General features: G+C 71.5%; 16 protein-coding genes and 1 pseudogene. 10 read left to right on the top strand and 7 right to left on the bottom strand.

Going from position 1 to position 16,169, the window contains the following annotated elements; all coding sequences use genetic code 11:
• Positions 1–11: 11 nt before the first annotated feature.
• Complete coding sequence (locus ABGA99_RS06590; protein ID WP_347582289.1) at positions 12–1,235, bottom strand: hypothetical protein; 1,224 nt, start codon at positions 1,233–1,235, stop codon at positions 12–14.
• A 259-nt stretch (positions 1,236–1,494) separates the two neighbouring features.
• Between ABGA99_RS06590 and ABGA99_RS06585 the strand changes: the two are divergent.
• Positions 1,495–1,773, top strand: a pseudogene (locus tag ABGA99_RS06585) (two-component sensor histidine kinase); the annotation flags it as partial.
• Positions 1,774–1,804: 31 nt separating this feature from the next.
• Complete coding sequence (locus ABGA99_RS06580) at positions 1,805–2,464, top strand: response regulator transcription factor (protein ID WP_347582288.1); 660 nt, start codon at positions 1,805–1,807, stop codon at positions 2,462–2,464.
• Between the two features lie 11 nt (positions 2,465–2,475).
• Here the strand turns inward: ABGA99_RS06580 and ABGA99_RS06575 are convergent, their stop codons facing one another.
• A complete protein-coding gene (locus ABGA99_RS06575) occupies positions 2,476–3,057 on the bottom strand; it encodes a rhodanese-like domain-containing protein (protein WP_347576288.1) in 582 nt (193 codons plus the stop codon).
• An 84-nt stretch (positions 3,058–3,141) separates the two neighbouring features.
• Here ABGA99_RS06575 and ABGA99_RS06570 point away from each other — a divergent pair, with 84 nt between their 5' ends.
• Positions 3,142–3,429: a metal-sensitive transcriptional regulator gene (locus ABGA99_RS06570; protein ID WP_347576289.1), complete on the top strand. Its 288-nt coding sequence runs from the start codon at positions 3,142–3,144 to the stop codon at positions 3,427–3,429.
• A gap of 18 nt (positions 3,430–3,447) precedes the next feature.
• Here the strand turns inward: ABGA99_RS06570 and ABGA99_RS06565 are convergent, their stop codons facing one another.
• Both ABGA99_RS06565 and ABGA99_RS06560 read right to left on the bottom strand, forming a co-directional pair.
• On the bottom strand, positions 3,448–4,194 hold the full coding sequence (locus ABGA99_RS06565; RefSeq protein ID WP_347576290.1) for a sulfite exporter TauE/SafE family protein: 747 nt from the start codon (positions 4,192–4,194) through the stop codon (positions 3,448–3,450).
• A 76-nt stretch (positions 4,195–4,270) separates the two neighbouring features.
• Positions 4,271–5,638 carry an MBL fold metallo-hydrolase gene (locus ABGA99_RS06560; RefSeq protein WP_347582287.1) on the bottom strand — a complete coding sequence of 456 codons (1,368 nt, stop codon included), beginning with the start codon at positions 5,636–5,638 and terminating at the stop codon, positions 4,271–4,273.
• Positions 5,639–6,257: 619 nt separating this feature from the next.
• Here ABGA99_RS06560 and ABGA99_RS06555 point away from each other — a divergent pair.
• Positions 6,258–7,022 carry a LysM peptidoglycan-binding domain-containing M23 family metallopeptidase gene (locus ABGA99_RS06555; protein ID WP_347582286.1) on the top strand — a complete coding sequence of 255 codons (765 nt, stop codon included), beginning with the start codon at positions 6,258–6,260 and terminating at the stop codon, positions 7,020–7,022.
• Positions 7,023–7,081: 59 nt separating this feature from the next.
• Here ABGA99_RS06555 and ABGA99_RS06550 read toward each other — a convergent pair whose 3' ends face one another.
• Positions 7,082–7,516 carry a DUF5959 family protein gene (locus ABGA99_RS06550; RefSeq protein ID WP_347576293.1) on the bottom strand — a complete coding sequence of 145 codons (435 nt, stop codon included), beginning with the start codon at positions 7,514–7,516 and terminating at the stop codon, positions 7,082–7,084.
• Positions 7,517–7,696: 180 nt separating this feature from the next.
• On the opposite strand from ABGA99_RS06550, the gene ABGA99_RS06545 reads away from it, so the two are divergent.
• On the top strand, positions 7,697–9,265 hold the full coding sequence (locus tag ABGA99_RS06545) for a DUF4246 domain-containing protein (protein WP_347582285.1): 1,569 nt from the start codon (positions 7,697–7,699) through the stop codon (positions 9,263–9,265).
• A 77-nt stretch (positions 9,266–9,342) separates the two neighbouring features.
• Here the strand turns inward: ABGA99_RS06545 and ABGA99_RS06540 are convergent, their stop codons facing one another.
• On the bottom strand, positions 9,343–11,031 hold the full coding sequence (locus ABGA99_RS06540) for a carbohydrate-binding module family 20 domain-containing protein (RefSeq protein WP_347582284.1): 1,689 nt from the start codon (positions 11,029–11,031) through the stop codon (positions 9,343–9,345).
• Between the two features lie 620 nt (positions 11,032–11,651).
• On the opposite strand from ABGA99_RS06540, the gene ABGA99_RS06535 reads away from it, so the two are divergent.
• Positions 11,652–12,212, top strand: coding sequence for a hypothetical protein (locus ABGA99_RS06535; RefSeq protein WP_347576296.1), 561 nt, complete (start codon positions 11,652–11,654; stop codon positions 12,210–12,212).
• Positions 12,213–12,299: 87 nt separating this feature from the next.
• Here the strand turns inward: ABGA99_RS06535 and ABGA99_RS06530 are convergent, their stop codons facing one another.
• On the bottom strand, positions 12,300–13,106 hold the full coding sequence (locus tag ABGA99_RS06530; protein ID WP_347582283.1) for an alpha/beta hydrolase: 807 nt from the start codon (positions 13,104–13,106) through the stop codon (positions 12,300–12,302).
• Positions 13,107–13,585: 479 nt separating this feature from the next.
• On the opposite strand from ABGA99_RS06530, the gene ABGA99_RS06525 reads away from it, so the two are divergent.
• The 4 genes from ABGA99_RS06525 to ABGA99_RS06510 are packed head-to-tail and all read left to right on the top strand — an operon-like array spanning position 13,586 to position 16,154.
• Positions 13,586–14,362 (top strand): PspA/IM30 family protein, encoded by a 777-nt coding sequence (locus ABGA99_RS06525; protein WP_347576298.1) that lies wholly within the window; start codon positions 13,586–13,588, stop codon positions 14,360–14,362.
• Complete coding sequence (locus ABGA99_RS06520; RefSeq protein ID WP_347576299.1) at positions 14,359–14,637, top strand: hypothetical protein; 279 nt, start codon at positions 14,359–14,361, stop codon at positions 14,635–14,637. The genes ABGA99_RS06525 and ABGA99_RS06520 overlap by 4 nt, the downstream gene beginning before the upstream one ends.
• 6 nt (positions 14,638–14,643) lie before the next feature.
• On the top strand, positions 14,644–15,558 hold the full coding sequence (htpX, locus tag ABGA99_RS06515) for a zinc metalloprotease HtpX (protein ID WP_347576300.1): 915 nt from the start codon (positions 14,644–14,646) through the stop codon (positions 15,556–15,558).
• 17 nt (positions 15,559–15,575) lie between these two features.
• Complete coding sequence (locus ABGA99_RS06510; protein ID WP_347576301.1) at positions 15,576–16,154, top strand: hypothetical protein; 579 nt, start codon at positions 15,576–15,578, stop codon at positions 16,152–16,154.
• The last annotated feature ends 15 nt before the right edge of the window (positions 16,155–16,169 follow it).

The raw sequence follows: 16,169 nt of genomic DNA, 5'->3' as shown, positions 1-16,169 counted from the left end.
GCGGCGGCCGGCTACCGCAGCACCCGCACCGGGTCCCCGTCGCCGTCCACCGCCGTCACCTCGTACGACGTGGTGCCGCTGTCGATCCCGTACTTCTCCAGGTCGACGGCCAGATACCGGCCCTGCCCGGTGATCCGCCCGCCGTTTCCGAGGACCACCTCGATCCGCTCGACCTCCTGGGTGCCCGCGACCACGATCCAGTGCCGGTACGGGCCCTCCTCGGCCGGGTCCGTCCGGTCGTACCACGACGCCACCGCGGCGTCGCGCCACAGCGTGCCCGGCGCGTCGCCGCGGAGGACCGAACCGCCGTCGTCGTCGTTGTCCGAGGCGAGCAGCAGCAGGTTCTCCTCGCCCGTGCCCAGGGTGAGGAGCGAAGCGCCGCCGCCCGCGGGCAGTTCGCCGCGCCACAGCTCAGAGAGGTACCAGAGGCCCGTCAGCGGCTCCCGCGTCTCGTTCTTGTCGACGCAGGCCAGGCGGGACAGCAACCGCACCTGCGCGGCGTCCAGTTCCCGCTCCCCCACGCGCGGCCGGTCCTCGGGCGGCCGGCGCCCGGAGGCGTCCAGGGGCCGTACGTCGCCCTGCAGCACCGCCCCGACGGGGCTGCGCCCGGAGCGTACGGCGTGGACGAGCCCGCGGCTCCGGTCGGCGACGATGCGCAGCCCGCAGCCGTCCGGGCCGGCCTCCGGCACGTCGAGGGCCACGCCGTCCGCGACGTCGACCGGCTGCCACCGCACGCCGTCCCCTTCAAGTACCGCTGCCGCGAGGCCCGTAGGCGACGAGCGACCGCCCATCCAGATGTCGCCGGGCCCGTCGGCGGGGCCGAGCAGCAGCGCCCCGGCGGCGACCCGCGCGGGGGTCCCGTCGTCCGCCGCCGACCCGATCGGCGTGACCCACTCCACCGCCCCTTCGCCCTCCGCGGGGCGCGCGTAGGCGCTGCCGAGGCCGGTCTCGTCGAGGAGGACGACGACGTCGCGGTCGCCGGTGCGGCCGGAGTGGACGACGGATATCCCGCCGCGCGGGCGGTCGTCCGGGGGTGCGTCGCGCCAGGCGTCGGCGGCGGTACGCACCAGGTCCTTGTCGGCGCCCGCGTAGTCCAGCACGGGGTTGGGGTCGTCGGCGCCGGAGTCCGCGACCAGCCACGTCGCCGCCGCCCCGACGAGCAGCCCGGCGATCCCCGTCACCACGGGCAGCCGCCCCCGCAGTAACCCTCCGACGGCACGTATCCCAGCGCTCATGCGCGTGAGCGTAGCCCGGCTCGCCGCGCACCGGGCGGGCATTCCCCGACCGGCCGCCGGGGAGAGCACGTACGGCGAACTCGCCGTCCTTCCCGGGCCGCTGTCCCCCGCGCGAGCTACACGCGCAGGTGTCCTCCCTGCGGTGACGGTTCCGGGGCCGCCCGGTCCCTGGCGTTCTGGGCAACCGGAGTGCGGCCGCTCGGCCGACCCGCCATCCCGCCGCCCCGGCGCCCCGGCGACCCGGCCCGGATTCCCGCTCATCCTCTTCGCCGCCCTCCTGCCGGCGTCCCACACCCACGGCACCCAGCTCGGCGGCCTCCCCGGCCGCGACTTCGACGCCCTCGCCGTCGTCGCCGTCGCGCTCCAGTGCCTGCCGCTCGCCCTGCGCCGCCGGTGGCCGCTGCTCTGCCTCACCCTGGTGACGGCCGGCTTCGCCGTCGACCAGCTCCGCGGCTACCACTCCCTCGCGGGCACTGCCCAGGCCATCGCCCTGATGAGCGCGGGGGCCCATCTGGAGCGCCACCGCCGCCCCCTCGCGCCGCTGTCCCGGCGGCGGCGGGCAGCGCGTCGTGACCGCGCCGATCCGCGTCCTGATCTGCGACGACCAGGTCCTGGTCCGGACGGGCCTGGTGACCATCATCGACGCCCAGCCGGACCTGGAGGTGGCCGGCGAGTGCGGCGACGGGCAGAGCGCCGTCGACCTCGCGGGCGAACTGCGCCCGGACGTCGTGCTGATGGACGTGCGGATGCCGGTGCTCGACGGCATCGAGGCCACCCGCCTGCTGGCGGGCGCCCGGGTGCCGCGCCCGGCGAAGGTGCTCGTCCTGACGACCTTCAACCTGGACACATACGTCTACGAGGCCCTGCGCGCCGGCGCCGCCGGCTTCCTCCTCAAGGACGCACCGCCGGCCCAACTGCTGCACGGCATCCGCACCGTGGCCACCGGCGCGGCCCTGCTGGACCCCGAGGTGACCCGGCGGCTCGTCGGCCGCTACGCCGCCCGCATCCGCCCCGCCGACGGCACCCCGCGCGACATCCCGCTGACGCCGCGCGAACTCGAAGTCCTCCGCCTCATCGCCGACGGCCTGTCCAACGGCGAGATAGCCGCGGCCCTGCAGCTCAGCCACGAGACGGTCAAGACCTTCGCGTCCCGCATCCTCACCAAGCTCGATCTGCGGGACCGGGTGCAGGCCGTCGTCTACGCGTACCGGCAGGGCCTGGTGACCTGACGCGGCGGCGCTCAGCGGCTGCGGAGCGCCGTACGGGCGGCTTCGAGGTCGGCGGTGCGCGGGCGGTTGTGCGGGAGCCTGCCGAGGACGGCCGCCATGCCGCAGGTGTTCGTCAGCGCGGAGAAGACCAGGCCGCCCGCGATGCCGGCCGGGATCAGCAGCAGCGCCGGATGGACGAGGACGCCCAGGAGGAGACCGAGGAGCACCACGCCGCCCGCGGTGAAGCGCACCTGGCGCTCCATGCTCCAGCCGGCCCGGGTGTCGCAGGCCACGGGGGTGTCCAGGTCGTGCCCGGCCGCGGCCCAGGCGCCGGTGCCGCCGACGAGGGTGGCGGCGGCGATGCCCTGCTCGGCGAGCAGCTTGCAGGCGCTCTCGGAGCGGGCTCCGGAGGCGCAGACGACGAGGAGGTCGCGGCGCTCGGCGGCGTCGCGTATGTCGTCCAGTGCGCGGCGGACGTGGTCCAGGGGGATGTTCACGGCGCCGGGCAGGTGGCCGGAGGCGTACTCGGCGGGGGTGCGCACGTCGATCACGACGAGTTCACCGAGCCGGGTACGGGCCTGGTCCGTGGCGAGGGTGGTGGGAATGCTGGTCATGGCGGGTGGTGTCCTTACTGTTCGACGGCGTCCCGGGCCGGGACGTACAGTACCCCTAGGGGTATTTTTTTCCGAGGAGTGAGCGTGGAACTGGAGCTGGAGGGCGCGGACCTCAAGGCCGTGCTGAACCGCCTGCGCCGGGCCCAGGGCCAGATCTCCGGAGTGATCCGGATGATCGAGGAGGGGCGCGACTGCGAGGACGTCGTCACGCAACTCGCCGCGGCCTCGCGGGCGCTGGACCGCGCCGGGTTCGCGATCATCGCGACCGGGCTGCAGCAGTGCGTGACCGGCATGGAGTCCGGCCGCAAGAACGGGGAGGACCCCGAGGCGATGCGCGCCCGGCTGGAGAAGCTGTTTCTGTCGCTGGCATGAACACTCTCCGCGGCCGGCTCACGCCACCGCGTCGATCAGCATGAACGCGGCGACCGCGAGCAGCGCGACGGCGAAGATCCGCTGCAGCGTGTCCCCGGAGACCCGGGCGGCGAGCCGCTTGCCGCCCGCCGCGGCGAGGACCGCGACGCCGGTGAAGGGGCCGACGACCGCCCAGTCCAGCCCTCCGACGGTGCCGGCGCGGGTGGCGAGCGCGGCGAGCGCATTGACGGTGATGACGAGCAGGCTGGTCCCGACCGCCGCCTTCATCCGCATCCCGAGCACCCCGACCAGCGCCGGTACGGCGAGGAAGCCGCCGCCGACGCCGACGAACCCCGTGACCCCGCCCAGCCCGGCCCCGGCCGCGGCGGCCCGCCCGGGGCGTACCGCCGGGACGGCCTCCGCGCGCCGGCGGCATCGCAGCATGCACACGGCGGCCGCCCCCGCGACCACGGCGAAGGCCGCGGTCAGCACCGCGCCGGGCACGTGGCCGGAGAGCGCCCCGCCGAGCATCGCGGGACCGGCTCCGGCCGCCGCGAACAGCAGGCCCGTACGCCACCGCACCTGGCCCTCGCGGGCGTGGGCGGCGAGCGCGGCGGCCGAGGTGAGGGCGACGATGACCAGACTGGCCGAGGTCGCGGCGGCGGGGCCGAAGCCGAGCAGGTAGATCAGCGCGGGCACGGCCAGGACGCTGCCGCCGCCGCCCAGGGCGCCGAGGGCGACGCCGATGAGGGCGCCGGCGGCGAGGGCGAGTATGAGGGCGGTCACGGGACGGCGCCCGTGGGCCCCCGGTGGGCCCCGTACGCCGGGGACCCACCGGGGCGTATCGCGCGCCGGAGGGCCGTCACCGGCCGGTCCGTACGGACAGCCCCGCCTCGGCGGCGGAGTCGAAGGAGTCGTCCACGGCGACGACGTCGCGGCCGGCGGCGTCCAGCAGGGAGGCGGCGATGGCGGCGCGCATGCCGCCCGCGCAGTGCACCCATACCTCGCCTTCGGGGACCTCGGCGAGGCGGTGGTACAGGGTGTGGACGGGGATGTGGACCGAGCCCTCGACGTATCCGGCGGCCCGGCGCTCCGCGTCGCGGCGTACGTCCAGGACGACGGCCCCGGCGGCCTTCCCGGCGAGATCGGCGAAGGTGCCGCGGGGGAAGGAAGCCGGCCTCTCCCCGTCGCGTACCCAGTCGGCGGGCGCGCCGGTGGCCGCGGCGGCGGGGCGGTCGATGCCGACCCGTACCAGCTCCCGCTGGGCGTCGGCGAGCTGGTCGGCGGACTCGGCGAGCAGGGTGACCGGCTTGCCCCAGGGGATGAGCCAGGCGAGATACGTGGCGAGCTGCCCGGCGGCCTCGAAGTTGAACGAGCCGGCGACGTGTCCCTCGGCGAAGGCGACGCGGTTGCGCAGGTCGACGACCCACTCCCCCGCGGCGACCCGCTCGGCGATCTCCCCGGCCCCGGCGGGCGCGGGCGGGGTGAGGTCCACGGGGGCGGGGCCCGCGGTGTTGGCGGGGCTCATGTGGACGTAGTACGCGGGGGTGTCGTCGAGCCCGGCGAGCAGGTCGGCGACGAAGGTGTCGACGTCGCGGGTGAGGGCGTCGTTGACGGCCTTCTCCCGCCCGATGGTGGTGTCGCTGCCGTCCGCCTGCGCGGAGGAGCAGAAGCTGCCGAACCCGTGGGTGGGCAGCACGGCGGTCTCCTCGGGCAGCTCGTCGGCGAGCCGCCGCGCGGAGGCGTGCTGCGCCCGCGCCAGCCCCTCGGTGAGCCGCGGCTCGACCAGGTCGGGCCGCCCGACGGTCCCGATGAGCAGCGACCCCCCGCTGAACACGACGACGGCGATGCCGTCCTCCTCCAGCACGTACGAGGTGTGGTGGGGGGTGTGCCCGGGGGTGGCCAGCGCCCGCAGCACGAGGCGGCCGGCGGCGTCGATCTCCGTACGGTCCCCGTCCCGCACGGGCACGCGCCGGAAGGCGACGCGGGCGCCGGCGGGCACGAGGTAGTCGGCCCCGGTGACCCGGGCCAGCTCCAGCCCTCCGGTGACGTAGTCGTTGTGCACGTGCGTCTCCACGACATGCGAGATCCGCACCCCGCGCCGCGCGGCGGCGGCGACCACGCGATCGACGTCGCGCGGCGGGTCGACGGCGACGGCGGTGTGCTCACCGCCGGCGAGATAGCTGCGGTTGCCGAGCCCCGGCACCTCGATCGTGTCGACGAAGAACACGCCGTACTCCCTTCCAGTGGCCAATTACCCCGGGGGGTATATGGCCGACCGTAACACAATTACCCGGGGGGGTATTTTCAGGAGCGCGGGACACCCCGGGAAACCGCCCGACGAGACGCGCAGGCGCCCGGACACCGCCCCTCGCCCCCACCCGGCGACCAGAAGGGCGGCGGGGTCCGGGGACACGGGCGCGAGCGGCTTCAGGCATGTCGGCGCATCCCCGCTCGCCGCGCTCTTTGTCAGGGGCCGACGGGCAAATCAGCGCTTGCCCGGGTCTGGCGGCTGCACCAGGTCAGCTCGTCGCGACGCGGAGTCAATTGTTCCGCCGGAATGCGCGACGGCCTTGCCGTCGAACACATGATCCCCCTAGCGTGGCTGCCCGTTCGAAAGGCGAACGCCCGCTACGCGCCGGACCGCCGAATCCTGCCCCCGGCGCCGCGGTACCAGCCGATCGCTCGCACCGCAGGGCAGGAGCGGGGGACCCACGGGTCCGGCCACCGCCGGACCGCGCCGTCCCTGCGACGGCTCGGGGTGAGGCCCGCCGAAGCCGGCGGCCGGGCATCTCCAGCCCGAACCCGACAGCTCACCCCGCAGGCGTCCGGAGAAAGAGGCCCGTCAGATGTCATCCCCTCACGGCCGCCACCGAGCGCCGCGCCGCCCCGGCGGCGCCCGCAAACTCGCCACTCGCGCCTCGGCGGCGGGCGCCACGCTCGCCCTGCCGGTCATCGGCGCATCCACCGCCCTCGCCGAAGAGGACACCACCTACACCGTCGCCTCCGGCGACACCCTCTCCGTCATCGCCGCGGAGCAGGACGTCGACGGCGGCTGGAAGGCGCTGTACGAGAACAACAAGTCCGTCATCGGCGGCGACCCGAACCTGATCGCCCCCGGCATGGAACTCTCCCTCGACGGCCCCGCCGAGGGCTCGGCAACCGACGCCGACAACGCCTCCTACGGCACCGACACCGCCGCGGCCGAGCCGACCGCCGTCATGCCCGTCGACGGCAGCACCCCCACGGCGGGTTACGAGGCGTCGGGCGCGAACTGGGAGAACGGCCACACCGGCCAGGACTGGTCCGTGCCCGTCGGCACGACGGTCAAGGCCGCGGCCAAGGGCACCGTCGTCGAAGCAGGCTGGGACGACTCCTTCGGCTACCAGATCGTCGTCAAGCACGGCGCCGAGGACTACACCCACTACGCCCACCTCTCGCAGATCGACGTCTCGGTGGGCGACTCCGTGAGCATGGGAGAGGCCGTCGCCCAGTCCGGCGCCACCGGCAACGTCACCGGCCCGCACCTGCACTTCGAGGTCCGCACGACCCCGGAGTACGGCTCGGCCAAGAACCCGATCACCTGGCTGGAGAACCACGGCGTAACGACCTAGCACCACACCCCGCCCACCACGTGGGCCCGGCCACCCCGGCCCGGGCCCACGTGCCAGGTTCAGTCCTCGGTCATGGGCCAGGTCTCCCAGACCTGGTCCAGGCGGCTGTACGCGTCATCGAACCAGGCGTCGGCCAGGGGGACGGTGACCGTGACCGTCGTCAGGGACATGGAAGAGTCCTTGATCGTGACCTGGCAGCGGTCGTCGTCGTCTTCGTCGAGCTCGATGAACAGCCACGGAGCGCTTGTTCCCTCACGCCAGGCGATGTCCTGGCCCCCGTCGAGCGAGTCCAGAGCCTGCTGCCACTGCCGCAGGTCCTCGGGGAAGACCCAGGTCTTGAGCGTGCCGCGGACGAAGGCTGTGTCAACCACGAACTCTCCGGCCAGGGCATCGGCCTCGGCGGGAGGCTTCCGCTCCTCCTTCCCGGTGATCCGGAGAACGACGCTGTTGCCGTCCCCCTCCAGGCGGATCAGGTCGATCGGATCCTCAGCCATGACTGCCCCTTCCTGCTCGCGCACGTCGCCGAAGACTAATCGCCGGCACCGACACGGGGTCAGGTGAGGTGCCCAAGGTGCCGCGTGGGCTTGGGAGTTCAAGGCAGCCGCGGGAGTCACCCACGTACCCGGGTCCGGTCCCGAGGACCGGATCCAGGGGTGACGGGAAGTGGTGAGGGGGTGTCAGTGGGCTCCCGTATCCTTCCGGCCACCGCACATCGACGGGGAGGAACAGAAGAGTTGAGTCGCATGTCTGCTTTCCCACTGCCGTTTCAGACCTCCCGTTCCCTATCGTTCGCGAAGCCTCGAACGTTGCGGGAACTTGAGATGATGCAGTGCAGCGCCCACATCCGGGCGAAGCCGGACTGGTTCGACAAGATGAACGACGGCGGCATCGTCGCCACATGGACGCAAGAGGCGGTCGCCCAGGGCCTTACCGAAGCGCAGGTTCGTTACGTGCTCGCCGAGCTCGCGCATTACGCCGCACTGCGGGACGAAAGCAGCGGCGTGGAGGTTTCCGCCGTCGACGGGGTGTGGCATTCGGACGCGCTTGTCGATGACGACTTGAGGTCCCGCTTGCGGGAGGCGGTCCGGGTGCTGGAGCAGGTTCCAGAAGAGGAACTGGACTGGCATCCCGGGTCCGGCGGACAGGTGCTGGATCTGGTGCATCCGTCGCTGTTCTGCTTGGTGAACGGGGTGAGTGGCGCGCCCGAGCGGGCTTGGGAGAATCCGACGGACCGCTGGTCGGCCTACGAGTTCTCGGAGAAGTTCCAGTGGCTGCCCACCGACGTCGACGTCAGCGCCGACGGCGAGGTCGCCTTCCGTTCGTACGTGAACAACATCCACCCCGGGACCCATCGCGAACTGGCCGGCGTCCTGCCTGACCTGTTCGCGCGCCTGCGGCCACTGCTGGAGAACGTGCTCACCGATCTGCGCCATCCGCGGCCCTTGCGGATCGTGCCGGATCCGTACGGGTGGTACGACTCGGAGCCGGAATATCCGGAAGAGTCGGATCACAGCGACAAGGCGGCCTACGAAGAAGCCGTCCGCGCCTGGGAAGAGGACCAGGACGACTGGTGGGCGAACCGCTGCCCGGTCATTCCGGACGCCCCGGACTTCACCCCGCCCGGGTTGCCCGACGAGTCCGCCCGCGTCGATCTGCGCGGACGGCGGCTCCAGGTCATCGTCAAGCTCGCCACCATTCATCTCACCCCGGACAAGCCCGAGTACGCCGGCGGTTCCTGGCACGTCGAGGGAATGCTGAACGAGCGGATCGTCTCGACCGGCATCTACTACTGGGACAGCGAGAACATCACCGAAAGCCGCCTGGGTTTCCGGGCGGCACTCGCCGATCCGAGCTACGAGCAGAACGACGACAACGGTGTGCGCGAGGTCTACGGCCTGGAGAACGAAGACGCGCTGAACCAGGAGCTGGGATCCGTATCCACCCCGGCGGGCCGCTGCCTGGCGTTCCCGAACGTCCTGCAACACCGCGTCGGCGATTTCCGCCTCGCGGACCCCACCCGTCCGGGATTTCGCAAGATACTCGTGTTCTTCCTGGTCGACCCCTCGAAGAACATCGTCTCGACATCCGATGTGCCACCGCAGCAGCCGTGGGCCGATACGTCGACCATGACGCTCGAAGAGGCCAAGGACTACCGTGAACAGCTCATGAAGGAGCGGAAGTTCTTCGTCAATGAACACAACGAGCAGCTTTACGAGCGGGAGTTCTCCCTCTGCGAGCACTGAGTGACCCGCGCCCCGTTCGTCCGGCGTGGCCGGTGCCCTCGGGGAGGAGGGCACCGGCCGGTCGGGGCAGGCGCGTATCAGTTGCGCCAGGTGTCGTTGAGCGTCAGGGACCCGCCGGTGGGGACGGCGGCCTGGCGGTTGGAGCCGGATTCCCATGTCACACCGGTCTGGCCATCCCAGCGGCGGATGTACTTGTACTGGAACGTGGTGCCGGCCGGCAGGGCGAGTCGGTGCTTCCAGACGGGGTAGCTGTCACTGCTGAGCTTGATCGCCTGGGCGGGGTTCCATGCGCCGAGCTGCGGGATGTTGCCGACCACGTAGATGTTCTCGCCGGGCTGGGTGGTGGCGTCGACGTGGAAGGAGGCGCCGCCGACGGGGTCGGGGTCGCCGCCGCCGTCGCAGTCGCGGGCACCGGTGTGCAGGGCCAGCGCCGTGTTCGCGCCCAGGGTGGCGGTGAACTGACCGGAGCCGTCGACGGTCACGGCACGGTCGCTCTGGACGTCGCAGTAGGTGCCGGCGGCCAGGGAGGTCTGGAAGGTGCGGGTGAGGGAACCGGACTCGTGGTTGAGGGCCACGTAGGCCCCGCTGCCGCGGCCGAAGGCGATCGCGTCGCCCCCGTTGTCCCACCAGTCGGTGACCCCTTGGCCCCGGGCGGCGTTGCGGAAGCCGACCATGGACTCGATCTCGGGCCAGGCGTGCTGGCACTTCCAGCCGTCCTGGTAGCACGCGTTGACCGCGCCGTTGTCGGGCGGGCCGGCGTCGCTGTTGCTGAACTCGTAGCCGGAGTGGACGTCGGGAGAACCGTAGGGCCAGGCCAGCATGAAGACGTTGGCCAGGGTGTAGTTGGCGCCGCTCTTGTAGCTGAGGGTGGAGCCGTTGCGCTCGGTGTCGTGGTTGTCGACGAAGACGGCGCTGCCGCCCGAGGGCATGTAGTTCCAGCCCTCGCCGAAGTTCTTCAGGTAGGCGAGGTTCTCGTTCTCGAAGACCCGCTTCAGGTCACGGCCGTAGCGGAACTCCTGGACGTCGCCGGTGCCCCGGTACTCGTCGGGCAGGATCGGCTCTCCGGCTCCGAAGATCGCCTCCTGCTTCCAGTAGGCGTTCGGGTCGGTGAGCCGGGATTTGATGTTGACGAGGTCGCCGGCCGGGATGTGCTTGACCGCGTCGATGCGGAAGCCCGCCACACCCAGGGAGAGCAGGTCGTTGAGGTAGCCCGCGATGCGGCCCCGGACGTAGTCCTTGCCGGTGTTGAGGTCGGCCAGGCCCACCAGCTCACAGTTCTGCACGTTGCCGCGGTCGCCGTAGTTGTCGCCGATCGGGCGGCGGCAGCCGTTGAAGTCCCCGTCGCTGTAGGGCGCGTCGGGGTAGTCGTACTTGGTGTAGTTCGAGCCGCCGGTGCCGGTGCCGGAGCCCGCGGACATGTGGTTGATCACCGCGTCCACGACGACGCCGACCCCCGCGTTGCGGCAGGTGCCGACCATGTTGCGGAACTGGTCGCGGTTGCCGAGACGGCTTTCGATGCGGTAGCTGACGGGCTGGTAGGCGGTCCACCACTGGCCGCCCTGGATCTGCTCCTGGGGCGGGGAGACCTGGACGTAGCCGTAGCCGGCCGGGCCCAGGCGCTGGGTGCATTCGCGGGCGATGGAGTCGAATCTCCAGTTGAACATCACCGCGGTGACGTCCTTGGCCCCGGGCGGTGCCGCCTGGGCCGTGGGGGTCGTGACGGTCATCGAGAGGACGCTGCCGGAGACGGCGACGAGGCCGGCCATGAACGCGCCGATGGGCCTCTTCCAGCCTGGAGTTCCGTGTCTGCGTTGGCGACGAGCGAACAAGACTCCTCCTGGGAAGTGGACGGGGTGAGGCCGCGAAGGCAACGCGCCTTGCCCGACAGCCCGGGGAACGCTCTTGCAGGCTTTCTGAAAGGGATTGCACAGAGGAACGTAGAGGCGCCCCCGCAGCCGGTCAAGGGTTCTGACGCGTTCGCCGGCACGAGCCGCCGAGCCGACGCTCTCCTCCGCGAACGCGGCGGCCCGGCGACCTTCCACCCCGACCGGAGGAAAACGCCCGCCACCTGGAAGAACGCCTCGGGGCACCACCCTGCTGCCGCTGCCTGCCACGATCGTAGGGACCTTGCCCGGGATGAACCCGTTGGGGCTGGTCAACCCCAGGGGGTTTCCGCAAGAAATTGCAGACTCGATCGCAGAACCGCCCGAGCCGGGAGACCGACAGGCCCCGGCGCGGCCACGCGCGCGGTGCTCCGCCACCGCGGCGGTCCGGCACCGAGACCGTTCCGGCTCCCCGGACTCATATTGCTCCGCCCGGACCGGAACCGTTCTGCCGGAAATTGCGTGACGTCTCTGTGTTGCCGGCTGAGGGTGAGGGGGACCGAATGAGGGCTCGGACGATGGTGGGCGTGGCGTTGTCGGGGTGTGTGGCGCTGGTGGCGTGCGCGTGCGGTCCGGACAAATCGAAGGAGGACTCGGACGCGAAGGTTTCGGAGCCGACGGCGTCCACGCAGGTCGAGAAGCCTTCCGCCTCGCCGTCCCCGTCCGCCCCGAGCGAGAAGCCGTCGGCCGGACCGGCCGGTGACCAGCCCGCGCCGAAGACGAAGGAGGGCGCGATCGAGCGGTACGAGCAGTTCCTCCACGCCGTGGGCCGCGAGGACATCGACACGATCTGCGAGGTGGCCGGGCCCGCCGCCCAACAGGCGGAGGACGAGGGGTTCGGCCCGTGTGAGTCGACGTTCGTCGCCGTGTTCCAGATGATCCCGCCGGAGAAGAAGGAAGCCCTGAAAACCGCGACGGTCGACCCGCAGGGCGTCGCGGTGCTCACCCCCGCCAAGGTCGAGATCCCGGCCGAAGCGGTCAGGGCCTCCGTCACCTTCACCGAGGACGAGATCGGCAGCAGCACCATGGAATACCTCAAGGACGACTGGTTCGTCACCGACTGAACCCGGCGCGTCAGGTACGGAGCCGCCGTCGCTACGAAGACGGGGCACGGTCCTGCCGCTCACCGCGGCGGGGACGTGAACCCGTGATCATTCCTGCGGACCCGCTTTCGTGAGATGACCTCGGAACCATGTGGTCAGGCCGGCATCCACCGCGCGAGCAGCCGGGAGCTGTGGTGCCGGTTCGATGCCGGGCTCGTCGGCGAGCGGATGCCCCAGCCCGGGGATCGGCAGCAGTTCGGCCCGGTCCCCCACGGCGTCGACGAGGTCCGACGCGTCGGCGCGCAGCGCCGGGTGATCCAGCCCGCCGCTGACGACCAGCAGCGGTGCGCGACCGGCGAGGGCGCCCGACCTGGCGACGAAGTCCAGGCTGTCGACCGCCTTCTCTGATTCGGCGTCATACGGGTAGTCGCCCGGGAACAGGGCAACGACGGACCGCATCCGGATGGCGCCGTTCACGACGGCTCCGGCGAAGACCGGAATCTCGGTGTCGGCGAGGATCCTCAGGGCGACGGCCCCGCCCAGTGAGCCGCCGAGCACCCCGATCGGGCCGTCGTCGACGGGCAGTTGGGCACGGATGGACGCCAGTGCGGCCGGGAACTCCTCGGTCGCCTGCCTGAGGATCGGGTAGAGAGCCGCCATCAGGACGTCTTGTCGGACAAGCGCCAGACCGGCGTCCATGCTGCCGTCGACCATGCGCGCCCCGCACATCGGCATACCGAGGTGCACCCGCCAGGCGGGCAGGTCGTTCATCGGCAACGCGGCGGCGAATGCGGCGTTCGACCTGGGCGGGTCCAGCATGTGCCAGGTGACGATCAATGGTGCCGGGCCGCCGCCGGCCGGCGGCAGGGCGGTGAACGGCACACCGGCTGCGGTGCCCGTGATCGGTGAGTGCATGCGGCCACGGTAGGTCGACGGCCGTGGTGCCAGGGATCGCTTACGCCACCAGCAGAGCAGCGCGGGGCCCCGCGCCTCGCCGCTGTACGGGTCGCATGTGCCGCAGGTGCTGCTTGCTGCGTCGACCGGCGGGCCGTGATGGTCGGCGGTGACCCGGCGGAGTCGTGTCGCTGCCTGCCGTGCTCACCGCGCCCCGCAGCGTCTGCCGTAGCTCTCGCCCATGCCCTCGTCGGCACTCTACGTGACGACCATGCCCCTCAGGGCGAAACCGCGCTGCCGGAGAATGCCGTGATCCGCCCCTCCACCCACCGGCGCCGGCGGGTGGAGATGCCGGACCGGGAGGGTGCGCGCGACAATGGAAGTGCCACGGTCGGGGTTGTGACCCTGCGCGGCACGCGGCGTCGTACACGTACCCGCAATCGCCCGGCCGGTCTCTCGTACATCCCCCAGAGTCGAGAGGCGAGAGGAAGGCGGTCGTCATGACCAGCATCACTCGGCGTATCGGCGCCCTGTTCCGGGTCAAGGCCAACAAGGCCCTCGACCGCGCCGAGGACCCGCGCGAAGTCCTGGACTACTCGTACCAGCAGCAACTGGAGATGCTGCAGAAGGTACGGCGCGGCCTCGCCGATGTCGCGACCAGCCGCAAGCGGATCGAGCTGCAGGTCGACGAGTTGCAGCAGTCCACGGGCAAGCTGGAGGACCAGGCGCAGCAGGCGCTCGCGGCCGGTCGGGAGGACCTGGCCCGCGAGGCCCTCACCCGCCGGACGAGCGCTGCCTCGCAGATCACCGATCTGCAGGATCAGCAGACGTCGCTGCAGGCGGAGGAGGAGAAGCTGACCGTGGCCTCCCAGCGCCTTCAGGCCAAGGTCGACTCCTTCCGTACCCGCAAGGAGACGATCAAGGCCAGCTACACCGCGGCCGAGGCACAGACCCGGATCACCGAGGCCGTCAGCGGTGTCGGCGAGGAGATGGGCGATGTCGGCCTCGCCGTCCAGCGGGCCCAGGACAAGACCGAGCAGATGCAGGCACGCGCCGGTGCGCTGGACGAGCTGATCGCTTCCGGCGCGTTGGAGGACGCCACGCAGCCGGCCGGCCGGGACGACATCCAGGTCGAGCTCGAACAGGTGAGCGCGGGTCAGGACGTGGAGATCGAGCTGGCCCGGATGAAGGCGCAGCTTCCCCCCGCTTCCGCCCCGACGGCGACGGACGGTCCCGGTGCCGCGGAGGGCGGCTCGGACGAGGAGGCGACGTCATGATCATTCGGATTGTCGGCGAGGGCCAGTACGAGATCGCCGACGAGCACATGGCAGGGCTCAACCGGCTGGACTCCGCGCTGCAGTCGGCCGCCGACGCCGATGACGAGGGTGCGTTCACCACCGCCCTGTCGGCGCTTCTGGACGGGGTACGCAGCGTGGGCCGGCCGCTGCCGGACGAGGAGATCACGCCGTCCGACCTGGTACTGCCCGATGAGGGCACCAGCCTCACGCAGGTGAGGCGACTTCTGTCCGACGAGGGCCTGATCCCGGGGTGAGGACCGATGCGCAGCCGCTTTCCACCCGATCGGCAGCTGACCACCCGCATGGTGGTCACGATGTTCCTGCTCGGGCTGGTGTACGTGGCATTCGTCGCCGCGCTGATCGCACTGCTCAAGTCCGTCGTTCTGGTGGTCGTCATCGCCGCCGGGGTGCTGTTCGTGCAGTACTGGTATGCGGACCGGATCGCCCTGTACGCGATGCACGGCAGATTCGTCACGGCCGAAGAAGATCCCCAGCTCCACGGCATCATCGACCGGCTGTGCGCCACCGCGGACATGCCCAAGCCCCGGGTGGCCGTCTCCGAGATGGACCTGCCCAACGCGTTCGCCACCGGCCGCAACGCCGACCACGCCGTCGTCTGCGTCACCACGGGGCTGAAGCGCCGCCTGACGACCGAGGAACTCGAAGGCGTCCTCGCCCACGAGCTCTCCCACATAGCGCACCGTGACGTGGCGGTGATCACGATCGCCTCGTTCCTGGGCGTGATCGCGGGACTCGTCGTCCGCTTCGCCTTCTACTCCCAGCTCTTCGGCGGACGCCAGCGCGACCAGAACACCGTCGTCATCCTCGCCGCCGTCATGGCGGTCTCCGCACTCGTCTACGCGATCAGTTTCGTGCTCATCCGCGCCCTCTCGCGCTACCGCGAACTCGCCGCCGACCGAGCCGGAGCCATGCTGACCGCCAAGCCCTCCGCGCTGGCGTCGGCGCTCACCAAGATCAGCGGGGACATCGCCCGTATCCCCACCCAGGATCTGCGCACCGCCCAGGCGTTCAACGCGTTCTTCTTCACCCCCGCCCTCCGCCCGGGGACCCCGATGGCCAACCTGTTCTCCACCCACCCCAGCCTGGAACGCCGTCTGGAAGCCCTCGCGGGGATCTCCGCCGAGCTGGGCGAACCGGGTGGCGGGACGCCGTGAGAAGGAGCTGAGACCTCGTGGGCTTTCTGGATTCCCTGTTCGGCCGGTCCAAGCCCGTCAGGCCCGACCTCGACCAGCTCTTCGGACTCCCCTCCGCGGCGATCACCCTCCAGGCGGCCATCGGCTTCACCCCGACCGGCGCGGGCTCGGTGTGCTTCGCCTCCATCGAGGGCGGGGCCTTCGCCCAGGTCCAGCAGGAGGTACGGGCCCTGCTGGACGCGGACTCCGAACGGGCCGGTGTGCCGGTGGAGTTCAGCCGTGACGACTACGGATACTCCTGGCTGCTCTCCCGCCGCGATCCCGACAACCTGCCCGCGCTGGTGGGCGACGTACACGCGGTGAACTCCTCGCTCCAGGACAGCGGCTTCGGTCCGCAACTCCTCTGCTCCCTGGTCTCCTTCCGCGACGCCGAGCTGCGCCCCATGGCGATGGTCTACCTCTACAAGCGCGGCACCTTCTACCCGTTCGCTCCGCTGCCCGGCGAGAAGCGCGACAACTCACTGGAACTCCAGGTCAAGGCAGTGGTCAAGGACGACCTGCGCATCGAGCAGGACCTGACCCGCTGGTTCCCGCTGTGGGGCGCCCCCGGCCTGTGAAGGGGCGGCGGGGCA

Source organism: Streptomyces sp. B5E4, from assembly GCF_039871555.1.
Lineage (GTDB): Bacteria > Actinomycetota > Actinomycetes > Streptomycetales > Streptomycetaceae > Streptomyces.
This window is presented reverse-complemented; position numbering and strand designations above follow the sequence as displayed.